We start from the raw sequence: 13,965 nt of genomic DNA on the forward strand, positions 1-13,965 counted from the left end.
GAAAGCGGAGCTTATGCTCCGCTTGTTTTTAACACCTGTCGACAAATTCATCGAGCTGGCTCATTAGACGTTGCTTCTCACTGTCACTGATAAAGCTCGCTTCAATCGCATTGCGACTAAATTGCGCCAACTCTTCTTGCGTCACCCCATGACTGCCTGCCACAGCAAGGAAATTGTCGGTCATGTAGCCACCAAAATAGGCCGGATCATCTGAGTTGATCGTCACACACAACCCTTGCCGCAATAAATCGACAACATTGTGTTGCTTCATCTCCTCAAATACTTTGAGTTTAGTATTGGACAGCGGGCAAACCGTCAGCGGCATACGCGACTGAGCCAGCGATACCACCAGATTCGGATCATCGGCACAGCGCACGCCATGGTCAATACGCGACACCTTCAATAATTCAAGGCTGTTATAAATGTTGGCCACAGGCCCCTCTTCTCCTGCGTGTGCGACCGTGAGAAAACCAGCCTCGAGTGCTTTGGCAAAAACACGAGCAAACTTCTCTGGCGGGTGACCCACTTCCGATGAATCCAGACCTACACCAATGATTTTATCTTTATGTGCCAATGCTTGTTCCAAGGTGACAAAGGCACTGTCTTCATCCAGATGACGTAAAAAGCACATGATGATCCGACTACTGATACCCAATTGCGTCTGCGCATCTTGCAAAGCGCGGTGAATACCGTTGATCACGGTGTCAAACGCGATACCGCGCTCAGTATGAGTCTGTGGGTCGAAAAAGATCTCGGTGTGAATAACATTGTCAGCCTTACAGCGCAGTAAATAAGCCCAGGTTAAATCGTAAAAGTCCTGCTCATGAATCAATACGTTGGCGCCTTGATAGTAGATATCAAGGAATGACTGAAGGTTAGTAAACTCATACGCGGCTTTGACCTCTTCAGGCGTGGTAAATGGCAGCGCGATTTGATTGCGTAATGCGAGTTCAAACATCATTTCAGGTTCAAGTGAACCTTCAATATGCAGATGCAACTCAACTTTCGGTAACTGACGAATAAATTCTGTTTGGTTCACGCTTGTCTCCCCATTCAATTCGATTGGTATTCAACAAACGCTTTTCTCTTGTGAAGATAAACAGGCATACAAAGAGAAAAGCGCAATGCACTTCACTCTTCGTAATCTGAAATTTGCGGTTTCAGGTAGAGACTCCCACACCTTATCAGTGGGATTATACGAAGCATCGTTTATGACTTAAGCGCCATAACTAAACGATTGCGCGTCATTATATTCTGACAAAGATTCACTGTACAACGCTGCGCTTGAAAATAATTTTAGACCTCAAATGACGAGTTTGCGTTTATTACCGGTAATTTTTTTCAAACACACCGGGCGGCATCTGCTTGATTTGAAAGTCAATCATGTGATTGAACGTATCAAGTAATGGGGTGAAGTCTTGCTCTGGTTGCAGCAAAGTCAGGATATGGTAACCAGCTTCCACAGTAGACAAGCTATTGTCACTGGGCGCTTTGCGAATACGGTAATTGCCCTGTAGGTTCTCTGGCAAACGTACTAGAGGTAACGCTTGCAAATTCTCAGACAGTTGCCACATTTTGTACGCTTTTTTCCACGTGCCATCGAGCAAAATAATCCGCACTTTGCTTTCTCTGAAGAAGGCTTTCGCCACCTCTTCATGGCTGACAGACACTTCTCCCGGATAAAGCACAAAATGTTGACAACCTTGTTCGTCCAACAACTTATTCAGCTCACTATGCTGAGTAAAATTTTCGCCTTCAAACAGGTAACTATTCTCCAGTGAGAGTCTGAGAATACGCGCAGTGCCCATGGGCCTGTTTGTTTCTGTCGGATGCTGTAAGATGACCAGCTCAACATTCGATGCTAGGCTTTGTATCCACTCACAAATACAAGCTTTGAGTGACTTACCACATTGAGAACAATATCGGGACATAGCGTGCGTTTACTTCTTCTGTTAATTGCTATCAGCTTAGTCTGCCTAGGCGTGCAGTTCGAGCCTTTAGCCAGCCTGACATACTGGCATCATCTACTTATTTCTGAAGGCCAGTGGTGGCGAATCCTAACAGGAAATTTCACCCATACCAACTTTGCTCATTTAGGCATGAATCTGGCCGGCTTGTGGGTTATCACTTATCTGTTTAAGCCGAAGGTAACTTCTCTACTCTGTATATTGTTCGTGACTAGCTTATCCGTGGGTATGCTCAACCTGACAACAAGTATGACTAGCTATGTCGGTCTTTCGGGTGTGCTGCATGGCATCTTCGCCTATTATGCGCTTCAGGAGTCCCTACAGGGTCGTAAAGGTAGCTGGTTACTTGTCATTGGTGTACTGGCCAAAGTAGGTTGGGAAATGACCATGGGCGCATCACAATCGACCAGCGAGTTAATCAATGCCCGTGTAGCGGTGGAATCTCATCTGTTTGGTGCCTTGACGGGTCTAGTACTTGCATTTTTCATCACGACGCTAAACTTTCAGATAAGGCTCAACCGCTCTCAGCGATAATTTCTATTGATGTTCCTGACCAAAGGCCTCAGAATGGCGCCCTTTTGCTGGCGGTCTATTATCGCCTGAGCATTTATCTCACCTTAAACAGAGAACAATTTATGGGTTTTACCGCTTTAGGCCTTTCTGCCCCACTCCTCAAAGCTATAGACGAACAGGGTTATGACAAACCATCTCCAATTCAGGAGCAAGCCATTCCTGCAGTGTTAGCCGGTAAAGATGTCATGGCAGCGGCTCAGACCGGCACGGGTAAAACCGCAGGCTTCACTTTGCCGATTCTAGAGAGACTAGATAACGGCACACGAGTCAAAGGCAACCATGTAAGAGCACTGGTGCTGACACCAACTCGTGAATTGGCGGCACAGGTTCAGGAAAACGTGTTTAAGTACAGCCGTTATCAACGTCTGACGTCGAATGTGGTATTCGGCGGAGTGAAGATTAACCCGCAAATGATGAAGCTGCGGAAAGGCACAGACGTGCTTGTCGCAACACCAGGTCGATTGCTCGACTTATACCAGCAGAATGCGATTAACTTCTCCCAGTTGGAAGTTTTAGTGCTGGATGAAGCGGATCGCATGTTGGATATGGGCTTTATTCGCGATATCCGTAAAATTCTCGCACTACTTCCTGAGAAGCGCCAAAACCTGCTGTTCTCTGCCACTTTTTCTGCTGAGATTCGCGAACTAGCCAAAGGTCTAGTTAACGATCCGGTCGAAGTCTCTGTTAACCCTGAGAACTCCACTGCAGTCACCATTGAACAATCTATCTATCCAGCAGATAAGCGTAAAAAAGCCCCGATGCTGGTTAAGCTCATCAAAGACGGCGACTGGAGGCAAGTTCTGGTCTTCAGCCGTACTAAACACGGGGCGAACCGACTTTCTCATTACCTTAATGATCAAGGTATTACGGCGGCGCCTATTCATGGTAACAAAAGCCAAGGCGCGCGCACCAAGGCACTGGCTGATTTTAAATCTGGAGAAGTGCGTGTATTAGTTGCCACAGATATTGCCGCACGTGGTATCGACATTCCTCAACTGCCTCAGGTCGTCAACTTCGAACTGCCACACGTAGCAGAAGACTATGTCCACAGAATTGGCCGCACTGGCCGCGCAGGTGAAGTTGGCAAAGCGATCTCTTTAGTTGAAGCCGCAGAAGCCAGCGAGCTATTTGGTATTGAACGACTCATCCAGCAAGTATTACCTCGTTTGGAGCTGGAAGGCTATAAACCGGTCAATGTGCTGCCAGAGTCTAAGTTGGACACTCGCCCAATCAAACCTAAGAAACCGAAAAAGCCTAAGAAGCCAAAAGTCGACCATGCCGATGGTCAGCGCTCAGGTGACAATGCTCGTGGCCATAAGCCAGCGGGGAAAAACAAGCGTCATTTTGGCCATAACAAACCCAATGGTGATGGCTCCAAGAGTAATAATGGTAGCAAACGTAAGGACGGCAGTTCTAATAGCAAAGCTTCTAACAATGCTGGCAATAATGGACAGAAACGTCGTAGACCAGCGAACCGCAAGCCAAACCATTCGCAACCTAAAGCACAGTAACCCAATACACAAAGCCCCTCTGTTGAGGGGCTTTTCATTTAACTAAACAAAAGAAGTCAGCTTAGACGATAGGGCGCTGACCACGATCAATCAGCTTCATCAGTACGTTATCAGCCGCTTCACCTGCCAGACCTGCCAGCTTAGATGTCAGCTTTTTCTTCTCTACGTAGTGAATCGCTAAGACTGTTTTATCTTTGCACGCTTCCACAACCAGATCATCAGAGGTTTTGATTTCATCAACCAGACCCAATGAATGCGCCTGAGTGCCAAACCAGTGTTCACCAGTTGCCACTTTATCTAATTCAAGTTCAGGGCGACGCTCGCGAATAAAGTCTTTAAACAAGCCATGTGTTTCTTCAAGTTCTTGTTTGAACTTATCACGCGCTTTATCAGTGTTTTCGCCAAACATGGTCAAGGTACGTTTGTATTCACCTGCTGTTAGCTGTTCATACTCAATATCGTACTTTTTAAGCACTTTATTGAAGTTAGGCAACTGGGCAATCACGCCGATGGAACCTACGATTGCAAATGGTGCTGAAACAATCTTGTCAGCAATACATGCCATCATATAACCGCCACTGGCAGCCACTTTATCTACTGCAATGGTCAGTGGTAACTTAGCCGCCTTAATACGATCAAGTTGAGACGATGCCAAACCGTAGCCATGTACCATACCACCACCAGACTCTAGGCGCAGTAGTACTTCGTCCCCTTCACGAGCTACCGCGAGAATTGCGGTCACTTCTTCGCGTAGTGACGCGACTTCTTTGGCGTCAATGCTGCCTTTGAAATCCAGAACAAACAGGTGAGGCTCACGCTTGCTGTCCAAATCACCGTCTTTTGAAGCCTGCTTGACTTCTTTTTCACGGGCTTTTGTTTTCTCTTTCTCTTGTTTCTTGTCTGCCTTATCACGCGCTTTGATAAACGCTGAATCATGCAGGTGATGCTCAAGCTGCTCAACGGTGTTTTTATGCTGATCCGTCAAGTTGGTGATCTCCAATTCACCCTTTGCAGCACCACTCTTCCCCCCTACGGCTTTGGCTATAACAAGAATCGCAATCACTGCGACTACAACAGTCACAATCTTGGCTAAAAACAGCCCGTAGTCCAACAAAAATTCCAATGTAATATCCCCTAATGTGCGAATTAGTGTATTGTAACCACCATCTTACGGATTCATAAAGCAGAACATTACAATAAGGATGCATGTCGTGGATTATTCCATTTCCTCAGACGCTTTAAAAGACAAAGTCATTCTCGTGACAGGTGCCGGTGACGGCATCGGTAAACAAGCCGCAATCTCGTTTGCTCAGCATGGTGCCACCGTCATTCTGTTAGGTCGTACCGTGAAGAAGCTTGAGCAAACTTACGATGAAATCGAAGCAGCTGGCTACCCTCAACCAGCAATCATTCCTCTGGATATGAAAGGCGCAAGCAAGCAAAACTATATTGATATGGCCGATACCATTGGTAGTCAGTTTGGTCGGCTTGATGGAGTGCTTCACAACGCCAGTCAACTGGGTGTACTGAGCCCATTTGATCAGATTGGTGAAGACACTTACGACGATATCATGCAGGTTAATGTTAAAGCCCAGTTCTTGATGACTCAGGCAATCCTTCCGCTATTGCATAAATCAGATGATGCCAGCGTTATCTTTACATCATCAACGGTTGGCCACGCTGGCCGTGCTTTCTGGGGAACTTACGCGATATCTAAATTCGCAACGGAAGGCATGATGCAGATTCTGGCGGATGAATTGAGTGATACACACATCCGTGTCAATGCGATCAACCCAGGTGGCACACGTACGTCCATGCGCGCGAAGGCTTACCCAGCGGAAGACGCTGAGTTGCTAAAAACGCCATTGGATATCATGCCGCTTTATCTTCACCTGATGTCGAACGAGAGCAAACACGTTCGTGGTCAGTGTATTGACGCACAGCCGAAGAAATAGAAAAAAACCTCTCATATATTCAACGCCTTGTGGAAACACAAGGCGTTTTTTTATCCACTTATTCAGCCCTTCACTTGCTGATAAATAATAATAATTTATACTGTATGTATATACAGGTAAATTGTTATGTATGAACTGATCGAACATCTTAAGAAAAAACAATGGCTTTGGCAGGGCAATCACACTCCTGAGTCCAGAGATCACCATTCGACAGGCTTTGATCTTCTGGATCAAAAACTGGAAGGCGGTTTTCCCATTCATGGCGTGGTGGAATTGCAAACGACTCCCGGCATCGGAGAGCTTCGCCTGCTACTCCCTCACCTTAAAAACAGCAGCCAAGGTAGGTTATCTGTATTCATACAACCACCTGGACACCTGTCTGCGCAGTCTCTGACAGCAGAAGGGCTCGATCTGAACCATGTTCTGCTGATTTATCCGAAAACAGAGAACGAAGCCTTATGGGCGGCAGAGCAGTGCCTGAAAAGCGGCGCTTGCAGTAACGTGCTGCTTTGGCATTCGGGGCTGGAAGTCCATCATGCTCGTCGACTTCAGGTCGCCAGTGAAACTGGAAATTGCCTGTCGTTTTTGTTTAAAACCGCACAGCGCAGTCTCTTTTCTCTGCCCGTCAGTTTGAGCATGACGCTACTCCCCCACTCACTTGGCGTTGAAATCACCATCACTAAGCGCAAAGGTGGGTGGCCACATGCCAGCTTCGTTCTGGACATGAGTACACTCTGGCCTTCATTAACAGAGTCCAGACCTGAACCTGTTATTCTTCCTTTCCCACTGCGTAAGCAAGGCTAACGATGCAGGTGTGGTTGTACTTGCATTTCCCGACTCTACAACTGGATGCGCTGTACTCTGAACAGGCTCAGCAGCCTTTGGTAGTAGTTGATTCCAAACGTTTCCAAATCGTGCAATGCAATTTCGCCGCGCACGAACAAGGTATTCGACCGGGAATGGGACTGGGCAGCGCCAGCGCTTTGTGTCACTCGCTTCAGGTCCACCCCTATGATGAGAAGGTAGAGCAACAGACCTTACTGGATATCGCTCAGTGGTTGTATATGGTGACCTCTGATCTGGTGCTCTTTCCGCCACAAGGGTTATTGCTAAAAGTCACAGATATGCTGTCACTCTATGGTGGGCTGGATGCTTATTGGCGCCGAGTATCACAACATTTACAGCAGCTGAGTATCCAGTATCAGTACGCTACTGGTTTTTCTCCCTTCTCTGCCATTCTGCTGGCAAAGTCTGGAAGTGCATTGATCAGCCAAGATAGAACTCAGCTCTGTGAAGCACTTAAATCCTACCCAGTTTCAGCCACTGAGCTTGACAGTAAACAGGTTGAAAAACTCTCTCGTGTGGGAGTGTTAACCCTCAACGATCTGCTGGAGCTGCCGATGCAAGAGGTCGCCAGACGTTTTGATATCGATTTGGTTAACTATGTCGGACGACTGATGGGGCAGTTTAAACACCCAGTAAATTTCTACCACCCACCTGAACACTTTCAAAGTTACCTTGAGTTGTTGTTTGATATCGAAAATGTCCAATGGTTGGAAAAACCGTTATTAAAGCTGCTAAAAAAACTGGAAGGCTTCCTGACATTACGTAATCAGGTCGCATACGAACTTGAGTTGACTCTTCATCAACGCGATCGTGGCGCTGGTGTGATTGCATTTACTTCAGCCTGTGGAGATTACTTCGCTCAGCGCTGGGCTAAGCTTTGTCAACTGACAATGGAGTCCATTCAACTTGATGCTCCAATACAAGGCTTAACTCTGAAAGTGGTACGGAGTGGCGAACTTGAGTCCACCAGCCAAGATATTTTCGCAGGACGCAAAGGCCAACAAACGGAACTGGAGTTGATAGCTACACTACAAGCTAAGTTGGGTAACAACCAAGTCCTTAAAGTCGCACCAACAGATGATCCTAGACCAGAGAAATCGATGTCATTGTGCGCCCCCGATCTCCCCATTCCTACTAAAGTTTCGCTCTCTGGTTTACGCCCCTCTTTAATGCTACCAACTCCAGAGCCTTTAACAGAAAAGGTCAATGTTATACATGGCCCTGAACGCTTTGTAACTGGCTGGTGGGATGGTGATGAAATGACGCGTGATTATTTTATTGCGCGCAGCGACAGTGGACGTTGGCTCTGGGTATTTCGTAATCAAGAAATGCAGTGGTTCCTGCACGGACTATTTAGCTAAGCGGAGGTGTGATAATGAAATACGCTGAACTCTTCTGCCAGACCAATTTCTCTTTCCTCACTGGTGCTTCTCACGCGGAAGAGCTTATTCTACAAGCCGACTTTTTACGCTACCACGCACTGGCGATTACCGATGAGTGCTCCGTCGCAGGCGTGGTCAGAGCTTATAGAGCGATCGAAACTCATAGCCTCAATATCAAACTGATCATAGGAAGTATGTTCTGGTTAAGTGATGAATGTCAGGTCGTATTACTCTGCCCAAACCGTGAAGCCTATGCTGAACTCTGTCGCATCATCACAAACGCAAGAAGACGTACCGAGAAAGGACAATATCAGCTGGCAGAATGGGATTTAATGTCGCTTCGCCACTGTCTGATGATCTGGCTCCCCAGCCATCAACATAGCGATCAGAAATGGGGACACTGGCTTGCTCAACATCATCAACCAAGAATGTGGTTAGGTGTTCAACGTCATTTAGAAGCAGGCGATAAAAGCTATCTCACTCATTGTGAGAAGCTCGCTCAGGAACTGATGGTGCCAATCACCGCTTGTGGTGGTGTACTCATGCATACCGCTAACCGTCTTCCTCTACAACATGTTCTGACCGCAATCCAGCATGGTAGTCGCGTTGATAAAATTGGTAAGCACCTACTCACTAATACAGAACGCACATTGCGAAGCAAAGAAAAGCTCGCCCGACTGTTTAAACAAGAATGGCTGGAAGAGAGTATTCGCCTCGCCGAGCAGTGCCAATTCAGTTTAGAAGAACTCAAGTACGAATACCCCCATGAACTGGTACCCAGTGGTGAAACGCCGATGAACTATCTGCGCAAATTAGTCGACAGTGGCAAGCGTCGCCGCTTTCCCGAAGGTGTTCCTCAGAATATTTCAGAAACTATCGACAAAGAGCTTGAGCTGATTGGTGAGCTCAACTACCCCTACTATTTCCTGACCATTCACGACATAGTGATGTTTGCCAAGCGTCAGAATATTCTCTATCAGGGGCGTGGCTCAGCAGCCAATTCTGTCGTTTGCTACTGTCTGGAAATTACCGCGGTCGATCCTAGGCAAATTTCCGTTCTCTTCGAGCGTTTTATTAGTAAAGAACGTGATGAGCCACCTGACATCGACGTAGACTTCGAACACGAGCGCCGTGAAGAAGTCATTCAATACATTTATCAGAAATATGGCCGTGAACGAGCAGCGCTTGCGGCAACCGTGATCACTTATCGCTTTAAAAGTGCCGTTCGCGATGTGGGTAAGGCACTTGGGATTGAAGAAAGCCAGCTCGACTACTTCATTAAAAACGTTAACCGCCGAGACCGCGAGCTCGGCTGGCAGGCTCAGATCGTCGAGCTTGGCCTTCAGCCGGATTCTCTCAAAGGTGAACAGTTCATCACTCTGGTTAACGATATTCTCGGCTTTCCTCGGCATTTGTCACAGCACGTCGGCGGCTTTGTGATTGCCGCAGGCCCTTTATATGAGCTGGTACCAGTTGAGAATGCTTCTATGGCAGACAGGACAGTTATTCAGTGGGATAAAGATGATCTGGAAAGCCTCAAGCTAATGAAAGTTGATGTCCTCGCCCTAGGGATGCTCAGCGCTATCCATAAATGTTTCCAGTTGGTCAAACGTTTCCATCAGCAAGATCTGACTATTGCAGAGATCACCCGAAGGCAAGATGATCCTGAAGTGTATGGCATGATCCAGAAAGCCGACACAGTCGGTGTATTTCAGATCGAATCACGAGCTCAAATGAGCATGCTGCCTAGACTCAGGCCCAAGACTTATTACGATCTAGTGATCCAGATTGCTATTGTACGCCCAGGCCCCATTCAAGGGGATATGGTTCACCCTTTTCTCAAACGTCGTGATGGTATCGAACCCGTGACCTACCCTTCGGATGAAGTCAAAGAGGTGTTATCACGAACTATGGGGGTACCTATCTTTCAGGAGCAGGTAATCAAGCTGGCGATGGTCGCAGCAGGCTTTAGTGGTGGTGAAGCCGATCAATTACGTCGTGCTATGGCCGCTTGGAAAAAAAATGGCAATCTGGTGAAGTTTCGTACCAAGCTGATTGAGGGAATGTTGGCTCGCGGCTACGAACAAGAGTTTGCTGAACGCATTTTTGATCAGATACTCGGATTTGGTGAGTACGGTTTTCCTGAAAGTCACTCTGCCTCTTTTGCTGTATTAGCGTATTGTTCGGCTTGGCTCAAGTATTATCACCCGGAAGCTTTTTACGCTTCACTCCTCAATAGCCTACCTATGGGCTTTTACAGTGCGTCACAGCTAGTGCAGGATGCAAGGCGTCATAACGTATTGATTCTACCTGTCTGCGTCAACCAATCACACTATGATCATCAGGTCGTTCATTGCGGCAACAAGCTAGCTATTCGACTTGGCCTTCGTCAGATAAAAGGATTCGGGTTAGATAGTAGCCTTCAACTCATCAAAGCACGTGGTCTCGAGGGCTTTCAACACCCTAGTCAACTCAAGCATATCGGTTTGAATCAGAGAGAGCTTGAGCGACTTGCTTCATCTAATGCCATGCAGTCAATCGCTAATAACCGCTTTCAAACCCGCTGGGCAATGATGGATTCGTTATCCGATTTACCACTCTTTAAAGATTTGGAAGAACCACAAAGTGGTTCAATCAGTAAACCTTCAGAGGTTCAAACACTACTGGAAGACTACTCTTCCATGGGGCTATCACTCAGCCAGCACCCTATCACACTTTTAGAGCAAGCGGGTGCCCTAGGGCGCTTTACAAGAATGAAGGAGCTTATTCATAAGCCACATCAGTCTCTGGTGACCATCGTCGGTGTTGTGACAGGTAAGCAAGCTCCCGGTACCGCTGCTGGCGTCACCTTTTTCACTTTAGAAGACGACAGTGGCAACATGAATGTCGTGGTTTGGCAAGCAACGGCGCGGGCACAAAAGCAGGCCTATCTCACAGCCAAGGTAATGATGGTAAAAGGTATTCTAGAAAGAGAAGGAGAAGTCACGCACATCATTGCCGGGAGACTGATTGATATGACAGACAAACTAGATGGGCTCCAAAGCAAGTCACGAGATTTCCACTAACCACCATAAAGGGAAAAGGAGCCACTCGGCTCCCTTTAGATTAACAGTTAGACGAGTTACACATCGTCTTCAGCGTCCATACGTCTCTTTTTGTATTCTCTGTATAGTGACATGCATAAGGTCATCACAACCTTGGACGTAAACCATATCATGAATAGCAACTACCTTTCGCTTGTGACGAAAAGTGAAGATTAATTAATTCGCAAAGTAAATGATCGACCAAGTACAACCGGTAGTTCAACTGATTGACATGCTTCATATCAATCGAGGTACTATCTCGACAAAATGTCACGCAGTCGATCTTGTGCCACTTCAACCAATAAATCAGGCTGGAATTTAGAAATAAATCGGTCACAGCCTACTTTCTTCACCATCGCGTCATTAAAGCTGCCGCTTAGCGATGTATTGAGCGTGATATAGAGATCCTTTAACTTAGGGTCGCTACGGATTTCGTGAGTCAGCTTGTAGCCGTCCATCTCCGGCATTTCCGCATCGGTGATCATCAATAGCAATTCACGGGGCACGTCTTTACCCTCTTCACTCCAACCTTTGATCAACCTAAGTGCCTCTAAGCCATCACGACATTCGAGAATATTCAAGCCGAGCTGAGACAGTGTTCCTTTAACCTGAGCTCGAGCAGTAGAAGAGTCATCCACAATAAGAACATTACGCCCAACCATTTGTGTAGACAGGTCTTCATCAAGTACACCTTCAGAGATAGAGACGTCGTAGTCGATGATCTCTGCCAGTACTTTTTCGACATCAATAATTTCAACGATTTTCTGCCCGTCCTCATCTTTGATGTGCGTAATAGCCGTCAGATAATTTGCTCGACCAGCCGTTTTCGGTGGTGGCTGAATTTCCGTCCAAGCCGTGTTGACGATATTACGCACTTGACCAACCAAAAAGCCCTGTATGGTACGGTTGTATTCTGTGATGATCAGATTTTGCTCTTGATCTTCTTGTCGAGGGGGCGGAAACCCAATGGCACTTCGTAAATCAATCACAGGAACTGAGACTCCGCGCAGAGAAGCCACACCAGTAATGTGGTGGTGTGAGCCTGGCATTTTGGTCAACGGCGGGACTTTGATCACCTCGCGAACCTTAAAAACGTTGATCGCAAAGACCTGACGGCTGTTAAGACTAAACAGCAGCAACTCCAATCGGTTTTCACCAACAAGATTCGTTCGCTGATCAACGCTATTTAAAACTCCGGACATACGATCTCTCAACAACTTTGTAATATATCAAAAATAGCCTAAAGCCAGGCTAAACAAAAATAAACCCATACAACTTGAAGGTTATATGGGTTTACATAAAAGATAAAGCTTATCGACGACGAGCTTAGCCTTCTATCACTTTCATCAATAACAAGCCGTCGTAAAGTGCTTGTTTTATCAATGCCGCACCGGGCATTGTGGCCTGTTTATAGAAACGAGATTCGACCACTTCGAGATCTTGATGGTACACAGGTAAACTTTGTTCTTGGATGCAATTTTGAATCGCTGGATACAAGACATCTTTCGCCTGATTAATGGCACCACCAATCAGAATTTTTTCAGGATTGAAGAGGTTAATGACAATAGCAATCGCCGAACCCAAATAACGACCTAGCTTTTCAACTGAATCTACAGCGAGAGGATCACCGTTTGCAGCGGCTTCACAAATGTCTTCCACCGTCAGTTCATTAATATCAGACAGGGTTGATTCTTCACCGCTTGCTAGACGTTCTGACACCTCACTGCGGATTGCGTGAGAACTCGCTACAGTTTCAAGACAACCTCGATTACCACAATGACAAAGCTTACCATTAGGATCTATCTGAATGTGTCCCAACTCGCCAATGTTGCCATGACGCCCTTGAAGTACGCGTCCATCGAGTACAATACCGGCTCCAAGACCATGGTGGATAGAAATGAGCACCGAGTTTTCGTTTTCCTGAGAATGACCAAACAACTTCTCTGCCAACGCCCAAGCACGGGTGTCATTAGCAATAAAAACAGGTAACCCAGTCGCTTTATAAATTTCAGGGCCCAGAGAAAGGTTTTCGACATTGTAGTGCGGCATCTGTAACACTATGCCTTTCTCTGAATTCACCAAGCCTGGCAATGTTAAGGCAATACTGGTAACACGATCTAATTGCTCAGAATATGTCTGAAAGAACTCATCAATCTCATGGAGCAGACGAGCCAAAACATCGTCTTGGTCAATTTCATGGATATCGATCTTAGTGTCGATCAGGACATCGCCGCCCAACTCATGCAAAGCAATGGTCAAATAACCACGGCCGAGACGCATTGAGAGAAACTGCCAGCCTTCATTGTTCACCTGTAGCCCCACTGCCGGGCGGCCGCGACTGGTCGCTTCCTGCACGGTCGTTTCGTGGATCAGGTGAGCATCGATCAGCTCACGGGTAATTTTGGTAATACTTGCGGGGGCAAGCTCGCTCTCTTTTGACAGGTCAATCCGCGAGATAGGGCCTTTTTGATCAATGAGTTTATATACACGGCCAGCATTGACCTGCTTGATGTGATCAATATGGCCTGGTTGAGCCATGTACATAGGATGCTCCGAATATCAACAACTGGGCAATTTTTTTACTTTGCGAAGTAATTGTGAAGAGCTTTGATAGATCGCCGTGACAAGCATCACGGATAAACATGATT

The 13,965-nt window shown here is 46.6% G+C and carries 11 protein-coding genes and 1 riboswitch; of the genes, 6 read left to right on the plus strand and 5 right to left on the minus strand.

Annotation, left to right across the window (positions count from 1 at the left end):
* Positions 1 to 28: 28 nt before the first annotated feature.
* Complete coding sequence (locus OH455_RS09400; protein WP_269981193.1) at positions 29 to 1,039, minus strand: adenosine deaminase; 1,011 nt, start codon at positions 1,037 to 1,039, stop codon at positions 29 to 31.
* Positions 1,040 to 1,121: 82 nt separating this feature from the next.
* Positions 1,122 to 1,221, minus strand: a riboswitch (purine riboswitch).
* Positions 1,222 to 1,325: 104 nt separating this feature from the next.
* Positions 1,326 to 1,931: a tRNA-uridine aminocarboxypropyltransferase gene (locus OH455_RS09405; protein ID WP_206368572.1), complete on the minus strand. Its 606-nt coding sequence runs from the start codon at positions 1,929 to 1,931 to the stop codon at positions 1,326 to 1,328.
* A gap of 3 nt (positions 1,932 to 1,934) precedes the next feature.
* Here OH455_RS09405 and rrtA point away from each other — a divergent pair, with 3 nt between their 5' ends.
* Together rrtA and OH455_RS09415 are read left to right on the plus strand one after the other, a co-directional pair.
* The gene (gene rrtA / locus OH455_RS09410; RefSeq protein WP_269981194.1) at positions 1,935 to 2,501 is read left to right on the plus strand and encodes a rhombosortase; all 567 of its coding nucleotides are present in this window, start codon (positions 1,935 to 1,937) and stop codon (positions 2,499 to 2,501) included.
* Between the two features lie 101 nt (positions 2,502 to 2,602).
* Positions 2,603 to 4,051: a DEAD/DEAH box helicase gene (locus OH455_RS09415; protein WP_269981195.1), complete on the plus strand. Its 1,449-nt coding sequence runs from the start codon at positions 2,603 to 2,605 to the stop codon at positions 4,049 to 4,051.
* 61 nt (positions 4,052 to 4,112) lie between these two features.
* Here the strand turns inward: OH455_RS09415 and sohB are convergent, their stop codons facing one another.
* The gene (gene sohB, locus OH455_RS09420) at positions 4,113 to 5,174 is read right to left on the minus strand and encodes a protease SohB (protein WP_269981196.1); all 1,062 of its coding nucleotides are present in this window, start codon (positions 5,172 to 5,174) and stop codon (positions 4,113 to 4,115) included.
* Between the two features lie 88 nt (positions 5,175 to 5,262).
* On the opposite strand from sohB, the gene OH455_RS09425 reads away from it, so the two are divergent.
* The 4 genes from OH455_RS09425 (at position 5,263) to OH455_RS09440 (ending at position 11,299) form a co-directional block, all read left to right on the plus strand.
* Entirely contained in the window at positions 5,263 to 6,006 is a 744-nt protein-coding gene (locus OH455_RS09425; protein WP_045975483.1) for a YciK family oxidoreductase, read from the plus strand.
* Between the two features lie 126 nt (positions 6,007 to 6,132).
* A complete protein-coding gene (gene imuA, locus OH455_RS09430) occupies positions 6,133 to 6,810 on the plus strand; it encodes a translesion DNA synthesis-associated protein ImuA (protein WP_269981197.1) in 678 nt (225 codons plus the stop codon).
* A gap of 2 nt (positions 6,811 to 6,812) precedes the next feature.
* Complete coding sequence (locus OH455_RS09435; protein WP_269981198.1) at positions 6,813 to 8,213, plus strand: Y-family DNA polymerase; 1,401 nt, start codon at positions 6,813 to 6,815, stop codon at positions 8,211 to 8,213.
* Positions 8,214 to 8,227: 14 nt separating this feature from the next.
* Positions 8,228 to 11,299 carry an error-prone DNA polymerase gene (locus tag OH455_RS09440; RefSeq protein WP_269981199.1) on the plus strand — a complete coding sequence of 1,024 codons (3,072 nt, stop codon included), beginning with the start codon at positions 8,228 to 8,230 and terminating at the stop codon, positions 11,297 to 11,299.
* A gap of 272 nt (positions 11,300 to 11,571) precedes the next feature.
* On the opposite strand, the gene OH455_RS09445 is transcribed toward OH455_RS09440, so the two are convergent.
* On the minus strand, positions 11,572 to 12,519 hold the full coding sequence (locus OH455_RS09445) for a chemotaxis protein CheV (RefSeq protein ID WP_045975487.1): 948 nt from the start codon (positions 12,517 to 12,519) through the stop codon (positions 11,572 to 11,574).
* A 124-nt stretch (positions 12,520 to 12,643) separates the two neighbouring features.
* Positions 12,644 to 13,861, minus strand: coding sequence for a sugar metabolism global transcriptional regulator Mlc (gene mlc, locus OH455_RS09450; RefSeq protein WP_045975488.1), 1,218 nt, complete (start codon positions 13,859 to 13,861; stop codon positions 12,644 to 12,646).
* Positions 13,862 to 13,965 lie beyond the last annotated feature (104 nt).

Source organism: Vibrio sp. T11.5, assembly GCF_027587155.1.
GTDB lineage: Bacteria > Pseudomonadota > Gammaproteobacteria > Enterobacterales > Vibrionaceae > Vibrio > Vibrio neptunius.